The organism is Streptococcus sanguinis SK1 = NCTC 7863, from assembly GCF_000194945.1.
Lineage (GTDB): Bacteria > Bacillota > Bacilli > Lactobacillales > Streptococcaceae > Streptococcus > Streptococcus sanguinis.
In genome coordinates, this window is sequence record NZ_GL878507.1 from 1049847 (window position 1) to 1064301 (window position 14455).

Below are 14455 nucleotides of genomic sequence, written 5' to 3' on the forward strand. Positions count from 1 at the left end.
CTATTTGCTTCTCATATAGAGAAGTAAGAGAGCTAAGAGTACAAAAAAAGATCTGCCCAAAGAGCAGACCTTTTCATCTATCTGTTATCTAATATTACAACTTCTCAGCAACTGCTGCTAGCAGGTCTGGAATAGCTGATTGCTTGCTGCCGCCGGCCATAGCCATGTCTGGCTTACCGCCGCCTCGACCATCTACAATCGGTGCCAATTCCTTAATCAGATTACCAGCATGGATGTCCTTGGTCTTGCTGGCTGCAAGAACATTGACCTTGTCACCAATTGCTGCGACCAGTATAAGAACATCTGAATAGTCCTTCTGCTTCCAAGTGTCCGCAAAGGTACGCAGGGCACCTGCATCAGAAACAGAGACCTGACTAGCAATAAAGCTATGTCCATTTGCTTCTTGAACATTCTTGAAGACTTCACCAGAGGCCGCTGCTGCTGCCTTTTCCTTGAGCTCTGCATTCTCTTTTTGGAGTTGACGTAGCTGCTCTTGCAACGCTTCTACCTTGTGAGGCACTTCCTTGATTTGCGGTGCCTTAAGGGTTGCTGCGATAGCCTTGAGCGCCTCCTCTTCCTCACGATAGGCTGTGAAAGCTTCCTTGCTGGTGACCGCCAAGATACGACGAGTTCCGGATCCGATCCCCTCTTCTTTGACAATCTTGAAAATACCGATTTCAGAAGTGTTGCCTACGTGCGTTCCTCCGCAAAGCTCGACAGAGTAGTCACCGATGGTTACGACGCGAACTTCTTTACCATACTTTTCGCCAAAGAGCGCCATGGCACCCATTTTCTTAGCTGTGTCAATATCTGTCTCTACTGTCTCAATGGCAAGGGCTTCCCAGATTTTCTCATTGACTTCTTGCTCAATAGCACGCAGCTCTTCTGCTGTCACTGCTTGGAAATGCGTAAAGTCAAAGCGCAGGAATTCTACTTCGTTCAGAGAGCCTGCTTGGGTTGCATGGTTACCAAGAACATTATGCAGGGCTGCATGTAAGAGGTGAGTCGCCGTATGGTTCTTCATAACACGGTGGCGACGGCTGTGGTCAATTTCCAGTTTATAGCTTTGACCCAGAGCCAGAGGATCCAAGACTTCTACAGTATGCAGTGGCTGACCATTTGGTGCCTTTTGCACATCCGTAACTTGCGCTACCAAATTGCCTGCTCCATCAAAGATTTGACCGTGGTCGGCCACCTGACCACCCATTTCTGCATAGAATGGCGTTTCTGCAAAGATGAGGGCAGCTGTCCCTGACTCAACAGACTCCACTGCTGCATCATCTGCTACAATAGCAAGGAGTTCAGCAGTTAGCTCTTCTTTTTCGTAGTTAAAGACACTCTCTACAGTGATGGCCTGCAGGGTTTCATTTTGCATCCCCATTGAGCCGCCCTTGACGACAGAAGCACGCGCCCGATCCTGCTGCTCTTTCATAGCCGCTTCAAAGCCAGCACGATCCACAGTCATGCCTGCTTCTTCAGCGATTTCTTCGGTCAACTCCAGCGGAAAACCGTAAGTATCGTAGAGTTTAAAGGCATCTTGACCAGCAATAACAGTTTGTCCCTTAGCTTTCAAATCTGCCACAATTGTTTCTGCAAAGTGTTGACCAGAGTGCAGAGTACGAGCAAAAGATTCTTCCTCACTCTTGATAATCTTTTCGATAAAGTCTTGCTTTTCAAGAACTTCTGGGTAGTAGCTTTCCATAATCTTGCCCACAGTTGGAACCAGTTTGTAAAGGAAAGGCTCATTGATACCCAATTTTTGACCATGCATTGAAGCACGACGAAGCAGACGACGAAGGACATAGCCACGGCCTTCATTTCCAGGAAGTGCGCCATCACCAATGGCAAAGGAGAGCGAGCGGATATGGTCTGCGATAACCTTGAAACTCATATTGTCGCCATCTTGATCATAGACCTTGCCAGACAGTTTCTCTACTTCACGAATGATTGGCATAAAGAGGTCGGTCTCAAAGTTGGTCTTAGCCCCTTGGATAACAGCGACCAAACGCTCCAAACCTGCGCCCGTATCAATGTTCTTATGTGGTAATTCCTTGTATTCACTACGCGGTACAGCAGGGTCAGCGTTGAATTGTGACAAAACGATATTCCAGATTTCGATATAACGGTCGTTTTCAATATCTTCTTCTAAGAGACGGACCCCAATATTTTCTGGATCAAAAGCCTCACCTCGGTCAAAGAAAATCTCTGTATCCGGCCCAGAAGGTCCCGCACCGATTTCCCAGAAGTTGTCCTCAATCGGAATCAAATGACTGGGCTCAACTCCCATAGCAATCCAGCGGTTGTAAGAGTCCTTATCGTCTGGATAGTAGGTCATGTAGAGCTTGTCTTTGGGAAAATCAAACCACTCAGGGCTAGTCAAAAGCTCGTAAGCCCACTCAATCGCTTCATCGCGGAAGTAATCACCGATAGAGAAGTTGCCCAGCATTTCAAACATAGTATGGTGGCGGGCAGTCTTTCCGACATTTTCAATATCGTTGGTCCGAATGGCCTTTTGAGCATTGGTAATCCGAGGATTCTCTGGAATAATGGTTCCGTCAAAGTATTTCTTGAGGGTTGCTACACCAGAATTAATCCAGAGCAAGGTTGGATCGTTGACCGGCACCAAGCTGACAGACGGTTCTACTGCATGACCTTTACTTGCCCAAAAATCCAGCCACATTTGACGAACCTGAGCACTTGACATTTGTTTCATTTCTTTTTCTCCTTAATTTTTTTCTAAAAATAATTGCATTATGACGACGAACTTTCCAGCATTTCAACATAATCAATAGCGACACAGAGGGAAATCACCAAATCTGAATAAGTCACATCATAGACACTCACCTGATAAGTAGAGGTTAGATGGAAGAGTTCCTTGGTAATCTCTGCAACGACTTGATTGCTGTCATCCAGCAGACGAAAGTTTAAATCCCAGATATTCCCTTCAACTCGAAGACCCAAATTATCAAATTTATATTTATCACGCAAAAAAGAGAATTTCTTACGGATATAAAAGCTATGCCCGCTGCTGAGTTTAATTTCAAACTGGGGCAGGAGGGTTATAAGGGTCTTGGTAATCCGACTGACGATTTGACCCTGACTATCATAGATAGTAAAGGTCTTAGGAATCTGGAAGAAAGAGCCTTCCACTTGGTAATCCACATTCCCTCGATCGTCCTTGATATCAAAGCGTTCGCCGCCTAAGCGAAATTTCTGTTTGACAAGATAGGTTTTCATTATGTTACCTCCAGAGTCAACATAAAAGACAAGTTCCTTGTCCGAAGGGCGAAAAACCGCGGTACCACCTTCATTCAATGAACTTGTCATTCTCATTTCGTATTCTATTTTGCTAGATGAGTAGCATGATTCTCCGTCTCAGATGGCTCGCAGCACCGCCAATTCTCTGAACTAAGAACTTGAAAAATCAATTCTCACCAGTCTTATTATACTTGCTTATTGTCTTTTCGTCAACCTTATTCTGCGGCTGAGGATGAAGCTTCTTCTGAACTGCTTTCAGCTGCTGAGCTAGATTCAGAAGTCTTTGAGCTGCTGGCAGCACTTGATGAAGAAGTTGAAGAACCTGTCGTTTCAATATACTGAGCAAAGACAGATTGGAAAGCACTGTCCTTAACCTTGATGTTGGCATCTTTCAGCTCTTTAGCTACAACGCTTTGGATAAAGCTAGTATCTTTTTCTTTTTGTGCAATGATAATCTTTTTCAGTTTATCTTTGTAGTCTTTCCAGTTAGAAGATTTCTCTGACTTCTTGACCAGCTTAACAATATAGTAGCTTGCTGAATACTGTGAATCTGGCACAGTCACAAGGTCTGAAACGCCATTTTCTTCCAAAGCAAAGGCAGCTTTTTTGACAGCATCTGGAACATCAGTAGAGCCAGAGTCAAACTTGATTTCTCCGCCTTTTTCCTTAGTGGCAGCATCGGTAGAGTTTTCCTTAGCGATTTGACTGAAGTCTGCTCCTTCAGCTTTAGCTTTTTCAAGGACTTCCTTACCTTTGTCTTCGCTGTCAACCTTAATGATTTGAGCTGTTACTTCTGGCGTGTAGTTTTCAAAGGCAGCCTTGTAGTTTTCGTCAGTCAGCTCTTTTTCAGCAGCCTTCTTAACAGCATGCTCTACCAGCATATTGGTGCGGATTTGCTCCTTGTAGGCATCTTCGGTCAATCCGTTTTGAGCCAAGACTTGGGCAAAAGCTGTACCGTAAGCAGTTTTAGACTTTTCGAAAGCATCCTTAACATCCTTGTCTTTGACGTCTTTGCCGTATTTTTCTTCAAAGATGTCTTTGATAGCCATCTGCAGCAAGACCTGCTGAGCTGCACCATTGTTTTTCACTTGATCGTAAAATTCATTGACAGTAATCGTGTTTCCTTTCATGGTCACGATGTCCTTGCCTTCTGAGTTAGAACATGCTGCTAATACAGCGACTGACAAGAGTGTCACAGCTCCTGCAAATATTTTTTTCTTCATTTTATATTGACTCCTTATTCTTAAAAGTTCACGTTTTCTATTGTAGCACAAATTTGAATTGATATCTTAAATTTTACTAAAAATTTTTGGAAATTAGGAAAAAATCAGAGATGTCATTTTTTTCTAATCATAAGCAGACCATCTCCCAAGGGAAGCAGACTGGAAGTTAAATCTGGACTGTCCAAAGTTGCGTCAAAAAGACTGTGCAGTCCTCGGTAAATAGCTCGTTGACCACGCTTAATTTCTTCAAAAGGCTTGGCAACATCTCCTCCTTGAAAGACATCATCAATGAGGACCAGGCCACCAGGATTAAGGCGCTTGAGGACTTGGGGCAGAAAGACCACATACTTGGACTTGGCAGAGTCCATAAAGACAAGGTCGTAGGAATCCTCCAGTGTCTCAAGCAGATCCACCGCATCCCCTTCCAGCAGGGTGATCTGCTGACGGCTGTCATACTTAGCAAAATTAGCCTTGGCCAGCTCAATCATCTCTGGATTGCGGTCAATAGTCGTAATCTGAGCCTGAGGAGCATGTTCTGCCATCAAAAGGGTCGAAAAACCAATAGCAGTACCGATTTCTAAAATCTTCTTTGGTTGGAAACTTTCGACTAGCAGGCGGAAGTAAGCCACTGTCTCATGGGGAATCACTGGCACATTTTCAGCTCTGGCGAAATCCTCCAGCTCCTTGAGTCCACCAGTGACCGGCTGGAGACGCTGTCTCATAAAGTCTACGACTTCTTCTTTGACCACTGGCCGGCGCATATTGGGATTAGAGTTTTGATTATAAGTCTCGACCATCTTATGCCAGTCCCAACTTTTCTACCAAGGCTTCAAATTCATCCAGACGACGCTCAAAGACAGAAAAAGCAGCATTTAGGTAGTCTTCCTTTTCCATATCCACACCTGCTTTTTTGATGACATTGAGCGGATAGTCAGAGTTCCCAGCTTTCAGATAGTCCAGATACTTATCCTTGTCTTCCTGACTGCCATGGACAATCTTTTCAGCCAAGGCAGAAGCCGCTGAAAATCCTGTCGAATATTGGAAAACATAGTAATCATAGTAGAAATGAGGAATCCGAGCCCATTCGTACTGAATCTGTGGATTGTCTTCTTTTTTCAGTCCATAGTATTTTTCGTTCAAGTCAGCGTAGAGCTCATTGAGAAACTCGCCGGTCAAGACTTGACCTTCTTGGTCAGCCTTGTGGATAGCATGTTCAAACTCAGCAAACTGGGTTTGACGGAAGACCGTACCTCTAAAGCCATCCAAGAAGTGATTGAGGATAGCAAAGCGGGTAGCATCATCTTCTACTTCTTCCAAGAGCTTTTCTGTCAGGATGTTTTCATTGGTCGTCGAAGCAATCTCAGCTAGGAAGATAGAATAGTCTCCATAGACATAAGGCTGGGTCTCACGGGTGTAGCTGGAGTGCATACTGTGGCCTGTCTCGTGCACCAAGGTAAAGAGATTATCCAGCGTGTCCTGCCAGTTGAGCAACATAAAGGCGTTGGTGTCATAAGAACCGCCAGAGTATGCCCCTGAGCGCTTGCCTTGATTTTCATGAACATCAATCCAGCGCTCTGAAAAAGCTGTCTTCACTCGGCTCAGATAATCCTCACCCAGAATTGCCAGGACTTCCTCAGACTTAGCCAAGGCTTCCTCATAAGTGAACTTGTAGTCTGTCTCTGACAAAGGTGTGTACATATCATACATCTTCAAATCAGAAATGCCTAAAATCTTTGCTCGTAAAGCAATATAACGCTGCAAAAGAGGCAAATGCTTATTGACAGCTGAAACTAAGCTGTCATAAACACTTTCTGGAATGAAGTCCGCTGACAAGGCTGCTTCACGGGCAGATGAAAACTTGCGGACTTTCGCATTGTAATTGTGAACCTTGACATTGGTCTGCAGAGTCTTAGCATAGGTATGCTGATACTGCTCGTATACTCTGTAGAGAGCCTCGTAAGCTTCCTTACGGACTTCTCGGTTCTTAGACTCGACCAGGGTGATATAGTTACCGTGGCTGAGCTGAACTTCATTTCCATCTTCATCATGCACTATAGGAAAGACGATATCTGCATTATCCAAAATAGAAAAGGTTTCGCCCGCTGCCCCAAAAATTTCACCAGCACCGGCCAATAGCTCCTCTTCGCGCTGTGTCAGGATGTGGGCTTTCTTTTTCAAAAGCTTGTCAAAATAATGCTGGTACAGCTGCAGGGCTGGCTTCTCAGCTAGGAAAGCTTGGTACTGTTCTTCTGTAATCGCCATAAATTCGGGCTCGTAGAAGGCAAAGCTTTGACCAAAATCGCTGTAAAGAGTCATGCCTTTAGCCTGATACTCTTGGTACTTAGCCACACGTGTATCCTGGTCATTCTTCATATGAGCATAAGAATAAAGCTTTTCAATACGACGCATCAAGTTCAGTTGCACTTCAGTCGTTGTTAAGAGACTATCCGCTGAATCCAGCAAATGCCCAGCCAGACTAGCTGCTTTCTTCACTTCTTCTGAAACCTGCGCCAATTCCGCTTCAAAGGCTTCATCTGTTGGGAAAATAGTACTCAAATCCCAGGTATATTTTTCTTCAATTTCATTTCTTTGTTTTGCCATAAAAAAATCCTCCGACTCCCCTATTCTATCACAAAATTCTACTTTTTATAAAACTCAAGTACCAAAATCACATAGTAGCTAGGCAGACAGACTTAATTAATAAAAAAACTCTTTGAACCTAATTCCTGACCAAACAAAAATTAGATTCCAAAGAGTTCATTTTTCCTATCACTAAACGCTTTATCATTTGTCATGTCATTCTCCCCTCAACTTCTTTGCGAGTTCACCAGAGATTACATAACCTGTATGTTCTAGCTTCCCATCTGACTCTTCCACCAATGTTGTGGTAATTGTTAATTCCGAGTCATCGTTTATTATAAGCTCAACTATTAAGCCACCCATTGGATTATAGTCTAATTCATTTTTGTTAATTGAATATTCTTTTATAATCCCCTCCTCTGTCAATGCTTTAGGATCTTCCTGTCTTAGTAATTCTTCTATTGCTCTCTGCGCTTTCTTCCCCTCCGCAATCCGAATCATTTCTTCTTTTTCTGACCGACTGTTTAGCATACTGCAACCTCCTAAAAACATAGCTGAACTAATTGTGATGATACTCAGAAAGATGACAAAAATTTTCTTCATGATGACTCCTTTAGCTTGTTATCTTTACTCAAACTGATGTCCTAACGAAAATGGGAAAATGGATTTGGATTAATGTTTTATCTTATCATTTTTATACTATTTTTTAGAAGTTTCAAGTACTCCAGTACGGATAAAGAGTTGTAAAGACAAAAACTCGTTCTCCATCACGCTTGATATTTTTATAAATTTGGGAGACGGTGCCTAAATAATCCTCCCTTTTACATCATATTCTTTACCAACATGCACACCCTCATACTCATATAAATAAGCTTCAACAAGTTGTTTATCTGTATATTCGCTACCATCAATAGTTTTTTTATAATGAGGCGTATTACTTTTCTCCTCTAATTAGCTCGTTAAATTCCGGAGACATGCCATAACCACCCGTCTCGTATTCGCCAGTAGTTGAATTTTCTTGAAAAGTCATGTCTAATTCAAACTTCTTATTATCATTAATTATTAAATAGATGTCTAATCCTCCCATCGGATTGAAATCTAATTTATTATTTTCAATTTTATACGTTTTAATCTTCCCTTCTGCTGTCAGAGCTTTAGGATCCAGTTCTCTCAACTCTTTCTCAATCGCCTTCTTCATTTTTGTACTTTCCGCAATCTGGATCATTTCTTCTTTTTCCGACCGACTGCTTGGCATACTGCAGCCTCCTAAAATAATGCCTGAACTGACCGTGATAATACACAGAAAAATGACAAAAATTTTCTTCATAATGACTCCTTTCGCTTCTCATCTTTGATAAAATCGATTCCTTAACAAAAACGAGAAGGCGAATTTAGATTAATTTTTTATATTAATTATTATACTATTTTTCCAAAGAACATAATAGCGCAATCATTGTTAGGAAGTTATCTAGAAAAACCTTATTCTTCATTGCCATTTACATTTTCTTCATCCATTAGTTTTGTAAGCTTCGGTGACCACACAGTCCCATCTCTGTGAAATTTCCCATTTTCGTCCTCTCCAATGACATATCCTAGTGTTACTTCTTCGTCACCATTAATGATTAAATCAAACATTAATCCTCCCATTGGGTTCTGAGTTAGTGACTTCTTATTAATTTCATAACTTTTAATTTTCCCTTCAGGTGTTAATGCTTGAGGGTCAATCTTTTTCAGCCCTTCCTCAATAACACTCTTCATCTTTTTACTCTCTGCAATCTGAATCATTTCTTCTTTTTCAGAACGACTGTTTATCATACTGCACCCTCCTAAAAACATAGCCGAACTAATCGTTATGATACTCAGAAAAGTGACAAAAATTTTCTTCATAATGGCTCCTTTCGTTTCTCTTCTTTGCTCAAACTGACGTCCTAACGAAAATGGGAAAATGGATTTAGATTAATGTTTTATCTTATCATCGTTATACTATTTTTTAGAAGTTTCAAGTACTCCAGTACGGATAAAGAGTTATGAAGACAAAAACTCATTCTCTCTCACCCTTAATATTGTCGTAAATTTGGGAGACCGTGCCAATTTAGATTTCACTCCCCTCTTCCCTAATTACCACATCTTTAGTTTTCGAATCAATATGATATTTTTTTAATGTAAAATCCACATGTTGCTTATCATTTAATTTTTCGTCATCTATTAATACTATGCCAAACTCCTATCTTTCCAATGCTTGAGATAACTTATCAGAATAAGTGGCACTTGTGCTTTCTATCTCTCCATCACTATTTTTATTTATATTGCAGCTAATAATAAAATCAGAATCTCCATTTATTATAATATCGAAATCTATCCCGCTCATTGGATTTTTTGAAATTGAGTTTCTATCTATTTCATAACTTTGTATAAAGCCTTCTTTTTTAAATGCTTGAGGATCAACATAAGTGAACCAATGATAAAATGCTTTTTCAGCCTCTTTGCTTTCTACAAGTTTAATCATCTGACTATTTTCATTTTCTTTCTCTGACCGACTGTTTATCATACTGCACCCTCCTAAAAACATAGCCGAGCTAATCGTTATGATAGTCAGAAAAATGACAAAAATTTTCTTAATGATAGCACCTTTCACTTCTCATATTTTCTAAAGCTAGCTGAATTAGCACGATTTAGAATTTTTAACTGTCTAACTTATTACTTTATTATATTATACAGGATTCTCAAATATTCTAAAACTGAAAGGATAGCTAAAAGTTTATAGCTTCATCAATGGGAAACTAACGATACTTAGCAATTTTCTCTTGTCATCTCATAAAAGGCCGGTGAATAAACAATTTGCAGATTTTTTTGCTGGAGATTGGCATAATAGTTCTCAAACTGCTGATAATAGTCTGTCAGGTCAGTACTTATCTGACAGAAAGAGGCAGCCTGTATCGGCCTAACCTGCGGATAGAAATCCTCTGCCGACTTAGTCAGGAGATTATCGCCAGCCTGATAGAGCTGGGCCTGCAGCCGCATCCATCTAGGCTGCTGGTAATAAAGCTGACGGCGTATATAATTGCATATCTGTGGATCTTGCTGGGCCAGAAAGCTGTTCATCTTCTGCTTTTGAAAGGGCAAACGCAAAATATCCAAAAACCTACCTTGACCAAATGGAAAGGTCTTGGTCTTGTGCTGGACTTTTCCATGCAGATCTTCGTGAATCAGGTATTTGAGACGCAGAACTTGTTTTTGCTGATCCAGCTCCCAAAGATGAAAGCCCATATTTTTACTAAAATAGAGAAAATCCTTCTGCAGGCGGGTTAAGGCATCCTTGAGCCAAAGTTTTCGCCCCAAGAGCCAGAGGACCTGATAGCCATGCAGGCGGTAAGAAAGCGTCCGTTCCTGCAGCCGTTCTATACTTAGAGGACTGCACTGGACTTCAAGCGCCAGTTTTTTATCATCAACTAGCAAATCAGCAATTTGCTGCAGTGCAGGCAAAAAAGCCTCCACCTCAACTTCTTCCGTCTGGACAGCCCAGCGAAAAAGCTCCGCCTTAAGGTTCAGGTGCTCAGCGCTTTCATTTTCCCTATAAAAACGACATTGCTCTAGCGAAACATGCGCAAAGTGCGGCTGCATAACTTTTCCTTTTTTAAAACGGACTGCCCCTGAACAAGCGGGGCAGACGAAATCAGCCCCCTTCTCAATCTTCTCCTCCAGAGCATTACACAAAAGCCCCTTATGATTTCGCGCCACAAACATATCCCAGTCCCCTCTAAAAAATTCTCTCATTTACTAAAATATTCGCAAAAGAAAAGAGAAAAGATCTATACCATCAAAAAACGGGTCAAGAGAACATCTCTCCGACTCGTTTTTCATTATCCAAATAATTGATTTCCTTTTCGTTCTGGCAATTTTAGAAAGAGGGCCAGCAGACAGACTAGACAGATAACAGCTGCTAGAAAGAGGTTCATTCCTTCGTAACCCCAACTGTCCAGAAAATGGCCAGCCAGATTTTGAATGAGAATAGTGCCCAGACTACGGGCTGTTTGGATCAAAGCAATGGCAGTTACCAGATATTTTTCATCAACCAAGCCAGCTACAATTTTTAAAGTCACCATAATCAAAACCATGCCGGTTACGTGCTTGGAAAGGAGAGTCATCCCGATTTTCGAAATCAAACCTAGATCCAAGGCATAAACGCTGTACTGGAGAAAGATGATTCCCAAACAGATATAAAGAAGCTTCTTCATCGAAATCTTGTCCATAAAGAGATAGGAATAAAAGATAAAAGGCGCTTCAACCAGAACTGATAGGGCAACAACAGTCGAAGCCATATCCACCTCTAAGCCACTATGCTGTAGCATGGCAGGGATATAGGTATGACCAGTATTCCCCACTCCAGAGTAGAGGGCGACCAAAAGCAGGTAAAAGAGATAGGTTTTGTTGGTCAAGAGCTTCCCCAGACCTGTCTGCTTGCGGGTATTCCTGCTTTCTAGGGCTGCTCGGTCGTGCTTGGGCTGGATTCCCAAAAGTCCTATGCTGCTGATAAGCATCATGCCAATAAAAACTGGGAAAATAGCCTGCGGTGCGACTCTTTGATAGATCAATCCTGCCAGCTGAGAGCCTAAAGCATAGCCAATGGTTCCCCAAATCCGAATCTTACCATAAGTATAAGGACTTTGAGCTGCCAGAACATCCATGACTGGATTGACCCCGTTAACCAGCATGAGGACCAGACTATACCAGACCAGTAACTGCCAAAGCTGAGTCGCTTTCATGAAAAATACAGCCCCAACCATCATAACTAGAAAGCTAAAAAGGAAGATCTTTTTAATCCCCAAAGCATCGCTGAGAATCCCAAACAGCGGCTGAGCCAACATGGAAGCAAAGAAGGAAGCTGACACTACCATAGATACTTGGGCATTAGAATAGCCTAAGTCCTGCATATAGACTGATATCAGAGTCGAAAAAAGAGAATAGGCTAGAAAGAAAAAATTAAAGAGTAAAAAATGAGCTAGATAGCTGTTGTGAAACTTTTTTCGCATGAAAATCTCCTTAAAACAGAAAGAAAACTCAGCAAAAGAACTGAGTTTTAGCTTGGAAAGTCATTCCGTTCGTATATGACAGAGGACATTCCCTTTATTCAACATCCGTATTTCTACGACGTTCCTGCTTTACAGCCTTGCGTTTTTGACGACTGCGGTATTCAAAGTACAGAATGATTAGCAGGATTCCAACAGGCAGCAAAATTAACATCTTGTCGCTGAAGAACACGCCATACCAAGGCTTGCTTTCTGATTTGCTGCCAGTCACATTTTCAATGGCCTGAGCAACTGGATTCTCAACTTTCTCGACTTTCATTTCATCAGAGATCTTGCTAGACAAGGTCTTCAAGCCATTTTCAGCCTTGAGAACATTGTTTTCAACCTTGACCTTAGGCTCGGTTCCCTTTTTAACAGTAGCGTAGAAATCCTCAGGTAGCTTATACTTCTGTCCATCAATCTCCTGCTCACCCTTGGATAAGAGTTTTTTGTACTCGTAGTCCGCATAAGCCTTCTCAATCAAAGCATTACCAAAAGGATGACGGTAATACTCACCGTCTTGGTCAGACCAGTCACCGACTCCCATAATCACAGCAATCATGCGCTGATCTTCACGCTTAATGGTCGCGATATAGTTGAAAGCACCGTTAGGACTAGAGCCCGTCTTCATACCATCTACACCTTTGAGAGCGTATTTAGCACCTGGCAGGGAGTAATTATAGGTTTCAAAGGTTTCCTCGTAAGGAGTTCCAGCTTTAACCGTAACCTTGGCTTTATTAGTATAGTTTAGAATCTCAGGATGGTGATTGACAAAATTGTAAGCCAGAATCGCCAAATCACGGGCTGTTGTCTGATTGCTAGCATAATTATCATAGTTTTGAGGGTTATAATAGCCCTTAAAAGAAACCGCCGCTGCACCGCTAGCATTGAACCACTTGGTATTCGTCATGCCTAGCTCTTGAGCCTTGGCATTCATCCGATCCAAGAACGCATCTGGATCATTGTCCGATAAATAATTGGCCAGCATGACGGTTGTCGCATTGGATGACGGCACGATTGTCATGGTAATCAGCTCAGATACGGTATAGTCCACACCAGCGACAATTTTATTATTAGAAATTTCATAAATATTAGCGGTGGCCTGATCCTGAGGTGTAGCTGTAATGACCGTCTTTTCGCTGATTTTTCCTTCCTTAATCGCTTCAAAGACCAAGTAAAGCGTCATGAGCTTACTCATACTAGCAGGATCACGCACCTCATCGACATTATCTTCCCAGACAACATCACCTGTACTACCGTCAATAACGAGAGAAGACTTGGGACGATTAATCGCCTGAACATTATCATGCGGATACATCTTTTTAGCCATATCCACCAATTCATCAGCCCTAGCAGCTAGTGGCGCTAAAGAGGTCAGGAACACAATTCCCAATAACAAAAGCTTTTTCTTCACAGGATCCTCCAAAGAACAATTATACCTATCTAGTATATCATATTTTACGCAAAGTCAACCATAAATCTAAAAATCCTACCTAAAAAATAGATAGGAAATTAAGAGACTTTTATCTGGCAAAGCCCGCTTTATAGCAACAACGTCAAAATCTTAGTGTTTTAACAGGCTAAGCGCTTCCTTATCAGCGATAATCACAACATCTGGATGCTTCTGGAGAGCACTGCCTGGCAGCTCCTCCGTCACCTCACCCCCAACAGTCCCTGCTATGGCCTTGGCCTTAGCTGAACCGTAAGCAAAGAGGATGATGGACTTAGCATTTAGGATATTGCCAACCCCCATGGAAATGGCCTGGGTCGGAACATCCTCCATCTTGTCAAAGAATCGAGCATTGGACTGAATGGTGGACGGTGTCAGATCCACTAAGTGAGTCTGGCTTTCAAAACTAGTCCCCGGCTCATTAAAGCCGATATGACCATTCGTACCGATTCCCAAAATCTGCAAATCAGCCGGATGCTCTGCTAGAAGCTGATTGTAGCGCGCCACTTCTGCTTCTAAATCTTTCGCTGTGCCATTGGGCAGGAAGCTTTCTTTAAAAGGCTTTTGGTTAAAGAGGTGCTGGTTCATGAAATAGCGATAAGATTGAGGATTGTCCTCCTGCAAACCGACATATTCATCCAGATTGACACTGGTCATCTCTGAAAAATCAAGGTCACTCTCAACGATCTGCTTGTAAAATCCTTCTGGGCTGCTGCCTGTAGCTAAGCCTAAAGTTTTTGCCCCCTGAGCCAACTTTTCTTTGAGCAGCTCAAGAGCCACTTTACCACCTTCTACTTGGTTTTCCACTTGAATAATTTTCATTTTCTACCTCCACTTCTGTTCTTAATTTTATTATATGGTATAGACCAATTTTTGTC

Annotated in this window: 13 protein-coding genes; all 13 read right to left on the reverse strand. The window is 42.0% G+C overall.

Going from position 1 to position 14455, the window contains the following annotated elements:
* Positions 1 to 94: 94 nt before the first annotated feature.
* The 13 genes from alaS to HMPREF9378_RS05890 all read right to left on the reverse strand — a co-directional run bounded on the left by alaS (position 95) and on the right by HMPREF9378_RS05890 (position 14399).
* On the reverse strand, positions 95 to 2713 hold the full coding sequence (gene alaS / locus HMPREF9378_RS05950) for an alanine--tRNA ligase (protein ID WP_002913745.1): 2619 nt from the start codon (positions 2711 to 2713) through the stop codon (positions 95 to 97).
* 38 nt (positions 2714 to 2751) lie between these two features.
* Positions 2752 to 3333: an LURP-one-related/scramblase family protein gene (locus HMPREF9378_RS05945; protein WP_002913746.1), complete on the reverse strand. Its 582-nt coding sequence runs from the start codon at positions 3331 to 3333 to the stop codon at positions 2752 to 2754.
* 140 nt (positions 3334 to 3473) lie between these two features.
* Positions 3474 to 4481 carry a peptidylprolyl isomerase PrsA gene (prsA, locus tag HMPREF9378_RS05940; RefSeq protein WP_002913747.1) on the reverse strand — a complete coding sequence of 336 codons (1008 nt, stop codon included), beginning with the start codon at positions 4479 to 4481 and terminating at the stop codon, positions 3474 to 3476.
* A gap of 113 nt (positions 4482 to 4594) precedes the next feature.
* Positions 4595 to 5278 (reverse strand): O-methyltransferase, encoded by a 684-nt coding sequence (locus HMPREF9378_RS05935; RefSeq protein ID WP_002913748.1) that lies wholly within the window; start codon positions 5276 to 5278, stop codon positions 4595 to 4597.
* Between the two features lies 1 nt (position 5279).
* Positions 5280 to 7082 carry an oligoendopeptidase F gene (gene pepF, locus HMPREF9378_RS05930; protein WP_002913749.1) on the reverse strand — a complete coding sequence of 601 codons (1803 nt, stop codon included), beginning with the start codon at positions 7080 to 7082 and terminating at the stop codon, positions 5280 to 5282.
* Between the two features lie 195 nt (positions 7083 to 7277).
* Positions 7278 to 7664 (reverse strand): DUF1310 family protein, encoded by a 387-nt coding sequence (locus tag HMPREF9378_RS05925; protein ID WP_002913751.1) that lies wholly within the window; start codon positions 7662 to 7664, stop codon positions 7278 to 7280.
* Positions 7665 to 7995: 331 nt separating this feature from the next.
* Entirely contained in the window at positions 7996 to 8388 is a 393-nt protein-coding gene (locus HMPREF9378_RS05920) for a DUF1310 family protein (protein WP_002913753.1), read from the reverse strand.
* 152 nt (positions 8389 to 8540) lie between these two features.
* On the reverse strand, positions 8541 to 8948 hold the full coding sequence (locus tag HMPREF9378_RS05915) for a DUF1310 family protein (RefSeq protein WP_002913757.1): 408 nt from the start codon (positions 8946 to 8948) through the stop codon (positions 8541 to 8543).
* 337 nt (positions 8949 to 9285) lie between these two features.
* The gene (locus tag HMPREF9378_RS05910) at positions 9286 to 9696 is read right to left on the reverse strand and encodes a DUF1310 family protein (protein WP_002913758.1); all 411 of its coding nucleotides are present in this window, start codon (positions 9694 to 9696) and stop codon (positions 9286 to 9288) included.
* A 155-nt stretch (positions 9697 to 9851) separates the two neighbouring features.
* The gene (locus HMPREF9378_RS05905) at positions 9852 to 10805 is read right to left on the reverse strand and encodes a competence protein CoiA (protein WP_032911178.1); all 954 of its coding nucleotides are present in this window, start codon (positions 10803 to 10805) and stop codon (positions 9852 to 9854) included.
* Positions 10806 to 10921: 116 nt separating this feature from the next.
* Complete coding sequence (locus HMPREF9378_RS05900; RefSeq protein ID WP_002913760.1) at positions 10922 to 12091, reverse strand: MFS transporter; 1170 nt, start codon at positions 12089 to 12091, stop codon at positions 10922 to 10924.
* Positions 12092 to 12185: 94 nt separating this feature from the next.
* Complete coding sequence (locus HMPREF9378_RS05895) at positions 12186 to 13541, reverse strand: DUF1958 domain-containing protein (protein ID WP_080557152.1); 1356 nt, start codon at positions 13539 to 13541, stop codon at positions 12186 to 12188.
* A 150-nt stretch (positions 13542 to 13691) separates the two neighbouring features.
* Complete coding sequence (locus HMPREF9378_RS05890) at positions 13692 to 14399, reverse strand: glucosamine-6-phosphate deaminase (RefSeq protein WP_002913765.1); 708 nt, start codon at positions 14397 to 14399, stop codon at positions 13692 to 13694.
* Between the last annotated feature and the right edge of the window lie 56 nt (positions 14400 to 14455).

Bases quoted from the DNA above. Each gene is read 5' to 3' on its own strand.
- HMPREF9378_RS05890 (WP_002913765.1), bottom strand. From the start codon at position 14,399: ATGAAAATTATTCAAGTGGAAAACCAAGTAGAAGGTGGTAAAGTGGCT.
- prsA (WP_002913747.1), bottom strand. From the start codon at position 4,481: ATGAAGAAAAAAATATTTGCAGGAGCTGTGACACTCTTGTCAGTCGCT.
- alaS (WP_002913745.1), bottom strand. From the start codon at position 2,713: ATGAAACAAATGTCAAGTGCTCAGGTTCGTCAAATGTGGCTGGATTTT.
- HMPREF9378_RS05925 (WP_002913751.1), bottom strand. From the start codon at position 7,664: ATGAAGAAAATTTTTGTCATCTTTCTGAGTATCATCACAATTAGTTCA.
- HMPREF9378_RS05905 (WP_032911178.1), bottom strand. From the start codon at position 10,805: ATGTTTGTGGCGCGAAATCATAAGGGGCTTTTGTGTAATGCTCTGGAG.
- HMPREF9378_RS05920 (WP_002913753.1), bottom strand. From the start codon at position 8,388: ATGAAGAAAATTTTTGTCATTTTTCTGTGTATTATCACGGTCAGTTCA.
- HMPREF9378_RS05900 (WP_002913760.1), bottom strand. From the start codon at position 12,091: ATGCGAAAAAAGTTTCACAACAGCTATCTAGCTCATTTTTTACTCTTT.
- HMPREF9378_RS05935 (WP_002913748.1), bottom strand. From the start codon at position 5,278: ATGGTCGAGACTTATAATCAAAACTCTAATCCCAATATGCGCCGGCCA.
- pepF (WP_002913749.1), bottom strand. From the start codon at position 7,082: ATGGCAAAACAAAGAAATGAAATTGAAGAAAAATATACCTGGGATTTG.
- HMPREF9378_RS05945 (WP_002913746.1), bottom strand. From the start codon at position 3,333: ATGAGAATGACAAGTTCATTGAATGAAGGTGGTACCGCGGTTTTTCGC.
- HMPREF9378_RS05915 (WP_002913757.1), bottom strand. From the start codon at position 8,948: ATGAAGAAAATTTTTGTCACTTTTCTGAGTATCATAACGATTAGTTCG.